Origin of the sequence: Mycobacterium montefiorense (assembly GCF_003112775.1) — a bacterium.
GTDB classification, from domain to species: domain Bacteria; phylum Actinomycetota; class Actinomycetes; order Mycobacteriales; family Mycobacteriaceae; genus Mycobacterium; species Mycobacterium montefiorense.
Window position 1 is genome coordinate 1 of record NZ_BFCH01000007.1, and the last position, 4,708, is coordinate 4,708.

Genomic DNA, 4,708 nt, shown 5'->3' on the forward strand with positions numbered 1-4,708 from the left:
ACCCGCCATGCGCACCGAACTAGCCACCCTGGCCCCACGACCCCCATCGATCCCGATCATCTCCACCACCTACGAAAACCTCCAACCCCCAGCAGCATTCGACGCCGAACACTGGGCCACCAACATGCGCAACCCCGTCCACTTCCAACAAGCCATCACTCATGCCTCCAGCGAAGCCGGTGGTCCCTACCACACCTTCATCGAGATCAGCGCCCACCCACTACTCACCCAAGCCGTGCTGGAAACCCTGCACAGCGCCCAGCACGGAACCAAGTACGCCTGCGTCGGGACGCTGCAGCGTGATAGCGACGACGCCATCACCTTCCGCACCAACCTGAACAGGGTGCGCACCACTCATCCGCCGCAGACTCCGCATCCACCCGAACCACACCCCCAGATCCCCACCACCCCGTGGCACCACACCCACCACTGGATTCCCGTGACCAAGGCGGCAGCGCCGACGCCAAAGACGTTGCGCCACCCCGGTTTACCTTTGCCGGCTCCGGCCCCGACACCGTCCGATTATCTGGGCGGCGCACTGGACTCCTGGTGCTACCAGATGGCATGGCCGGCCGCCCCGCTGGCCGGCGCCGCGCTTGCCGGTACCGGCCGGTGGCTGGTGCTCTCCGATGCCGAGCTGGGCGAGGAGCTCGCCCGGATCGCGGGTTCGCAATGCCGCGTCGACGTCGCGCAGTCCTCGGTGCTCGAGGACGCGGCCGCATTGGCCGCGGCGCTGCACGGTGTCGACCATGTGCTCTACGCGCCGCCGGCGGGCAGGTCCGTCGATGCGGGTGTGGCTTACCAGCTGTTCGGGCAGGTTCGCCGCCTGGTTGCCGCGATGGCTGCCGGCACCTCGGCGGCCAAGTTGTTCATCGTCACCCGCAACGCCCAACCCGTCTCGGAGGGCGATCACGCTAACCCCGGCCACGGGGTGCTGTGGGGCCTGGGCCGAACACTCGCGCTCGAGCACCCCGAAATCTGGGGCGGCATCATCGATCTGGACGGCTCGCTGCCCGCCGAACTGGCGGCGCCCCAGGTGCTGGGTGAAGTCAACGCCGGCGACGCCGAAGATCAGGTCGTCTACCGGTGGGGCGTGCGCCATGTGCCGCGGCTGCAACGGCGTGCCGTGCCGGCGCAGTCGCCGGTGACGCTGGATGCCAATACCTGTCAGCTCGTCGTCGGCGCGACCGGCAACATCGGCCCGCACCTGATCCGACAGCTTGCCCAGATGGGTGCCAAGACCATTGTCGCGGTCTCGCGCAACCCCGGCCAGCGGCTGCATGCTCTGACCGAAGGCCTTGCGGCACAAGGCACAGACCTCGTCACGGTGGCGGCGGACGCCACCGACGAGACTGCGATGAACACGCTGTTCGACCGGTTCGGCGCCGACTTGCCACCACTGGAAGGCATCTATCTGGCGGCCTTCGCCGGCGGCCCGGTGTTGCTCAGCGAGATGACCGACGACGACGTGACCGCGATGTTCGCACCCAAGCTGGACGCCGCCGCGGTGCTACACCGGCTGTCGCTGAAAACAAAGGTGCGCCATTTCGTGCTGTTCTCCTCGATCTCCGGCCTGACCGGCTCGCGCTGGCTTGCCCACTACACCGCCACCAGCGGCTTCCTGGACGCGCTTGCCTATGCGCGCCGCGTGATGGGGCTGTCGGCCACCACGGTCAACTGGGGACTGTGGAAATCGCTGGCCGACGCGCAAGACAACGCCAGCCAGGTCAGCGTGGGTTCCGGCCTGCTGCCGATGGAGGACGGGATCGCCATCGGGGCGCTGCCGGTCGTGATGAGCTCGGCCGCCGGAGTGCATTCCGTTGTCGTCGACGCGGATTGGCCGCTGCTGGCGGACGCCTACCGGACCCGCGGATCGCTGCGCATCGTCGACGACTTGCTCCACGACGCTGCGGGCGCATCGCTGGTTGCGGCACGGGATTGGTCGCATCTGTCGCCGCAGCAGATCCGCACCGAGCTGGAAACCGGTCTGCGCGATATCGTCGCCCGCGAACTGCGGATCCCTGAGTCCGAGCTGGAGGCCGATCGTCCGCTGGCCGAGCTGGGCCTCAACTCACTGATGGCGATGGCGATTCGACGCGAAGCCGAGGTCCTCGCGGGCATCGAATTGTCCGCCACCATGCTGTTCAACCACCCAACCGTCGCATCCCTGGCGAACTACCTTGCGAACGTAGTTGCGCCACAGGCGGATTCAGGAAGTGATCAGATCGCGGAGCTGTCCGCTTCGGCAGGAAGCACATTGGACAGTTTGTTCGACCGCATCGAGTCATCGCCTGTGGCCGCCGAGGAGCCCGCGTAATGCCGAGTGTGTTCAGCCGCATCGTGGGTATGACGACGCAACAACGCACGGCCTTGTCCGAAGAGTTCTCCCGGGCCGCGCGCATGGCCACGGCCGAACCGGTCGCGGTGGTGGGGATGGGATGTCGTTTCCCCGGAAATGTGACCGACCCGGAGAGCTTCTGGGAGCTCATGGTCGAGAGCCGCAACGCCATCTCCGATATTCCGCCGGACCGGTGGGACGCCGAGGCCTTCTACGACGCCGACCCGTTGACGCCCGGACACATGACGACGAAGTGGGGCGGCTTCGTCCCCGACATCGCGGGATTCGACGCCGAGTTCTTCGGGATCACCCCCCGCGAAGCCGCGTCGATGGACCCGCAGCAGCGGATGCTGCTCGAGGTCGCGTGGGAAGCCCTCGAACATGCCGGCATCCCCACGGATTCGCTCAGCGGCACCCGAACCAGCGTAATGATGGGCGCCTACTTCAACGAGTACCAGTCCATGGTGGCCAGCAGCCCCGAAAGCGTGGATGCCTACACCGGAACCGGCAACTCGCACAGCATCACCGCCGGCCGGATCTCCTATCTGTTAGGGTTGCGCGGCCCGGCCGTAGCCGTCGACACCGCGTGCTCTTCCTCGTTGTCGGCGATCCACCTGGCCTGCCAAAGCTTGCGGTCGCGCGAAAGCGATCTGGCGTTGGCCGGTGGCGTCAGCGTGACGCTGCGCCCCGAAACCCAAATCGCCATCTCGGCGTGGGGGCTGCTCTCTCCGCATGGCCGGTGCGCCACCTTCGATGCGGCGGCGGACGGCTTTGTGCGTGGTGAGGGTGCCGGGGTGGTGGTGCTCAAGCGGTTGACCGACGCCCTGCGTGACTGCGATCGGGTACTGGCAGTGGTTCGCGGTTCGGCCGTCAACCAGGATGGCCGCTCCAATGGCATCACCGCGCCGAACACCGCGGCTCAATGCGACGTGATCGCCGACGCGTTGCGCGCCGCCGATGTCGCACCAGAAAGCGTGCACTACGTCGAAAGTCACGGCACCGGAACGGCTCTCGGAGACCCGATCGAGTTCGAGGCGCTGGCCGCCACCTATGGCCGCGGCGAAGGCAAGTGTGCGCTGGGAGCGGTGAAGACCAACATCGGCCATCTCGAGGCGGCGTCGGGAGTAGCCGGGTTCATCAAGGCGGTGCTCGCGGTGCAGCGCGGCCAGATTCCACCGAACCTGCACTTCTCGCAGTGGAATCCAGCCATCGACGCAACACCGACGCGACTGTTTGTTCCGGTCGAAAATATCGCGTGGCCAACGGATTCCGGTCCGCGCCGCGCGGCCGTGTCGTCGTTTGGCCTGGGCGGCACCAACGCCCACGCAATCGTCGAAGAGGGGCCCGAACTCGCGCCGCGTCGTCGGGCACTGCCCGAGCCGGGGGTGTCGACGTTGGTGGTGTCGGGTAAGACGGCGCAGCGGGTGGCGGTGACGGCGTCGGTGCTGGCCGACTGGATGCAAGGCGCCGGGTCTCAGGTGGGGTTGGCCGATGTCGCGCACACCGTCAACCATCACCGGGCCCGCCAAGCCAAGTTCGCCACCGTCGTCGCCCGCGACCGCACCCACGCCATAGACGGTCTTCGCGCCCTGGCCGCCGGACAGCACGCCCCCGGCGTGGTCGGCCCCCACGAAGGCACCGGCGGGCCGGGCACCGTGTTCGTCTACTCCGGACGCGGCTCGCAATGGGCCGGCATGGGCCAACGACTGCTGACCGACGAACCCGCGTTCGCCGCCGCCGTCAACGAACTCGAGCCGACATTCGTTGCCGAGGCCGGATTCTCACTGCACGACGTGATCGCCACCGCCAAGCCACTCGACGGCATCGAACAAATCCAGCTCGGCCTGATCGGCATGCAACTGGCCCTGACCGAACTCTGGCGCTCCCACGGCGTCACCCCAGACCTGGTCATCGGGCACTCCATGGGCGAAGTCGCCGCGGCCGTCGTCGCCGGCGCCCTGACCCCCGCCGAGGGACTACGCGTCACCGCCACCCGCTCGCGGCTGATGGCACCCCTATCCGGCCAAGGCGGCATGGCCCTGCTGGAACTTGATGTGGCCGCAACCGAGGCGCTGATCGCCGATCACCCCCACATCACACTCGGCATCTACAACTCGCCACGCCAAACCGTGATCTCGGGACCCACCGACGGAATCGAAGCCCTCATCGACAAGGTACGCAGCCAAAACCGGTTCGCCAGCCGAGTCAACATCGAAGTAGCCCCCCACAACCCAGCCATGGACGCCCTACAACCCGCCATGCGCACCGAACTAGCCACCCTGGCCCCACGACCCCCATCGATCCCGATCATCTCCACCACCTACGAAAACCTCCAACCCCCAGCAGCATTCGACGCCGAACACTGGGCCA

General features: G+C 67.2%; 2 protein-coding genes. Both read left to right on the top strand.

Annotated elements, in window-relative coordinates; genetic code table 11:
* A partial coding sequence (locus DB708_RS03715; protein ID WP_133250973.1) for a type I polyketide synthase occupies positions 1–2,317 on the top strand: 2,317 nt, incomplete at its 5' end.
* On the top strand, positions 2,317–4,708 hold a 2,392-nt coding region (locus DB708_RS03720), incomplete at its 3' end, for a type I polyketide synthase (RefSeq protein ID WP_133250979.1). The genes DB708_RS03715 and DB708_RS03720, both read left to right, overlap by 1 nt.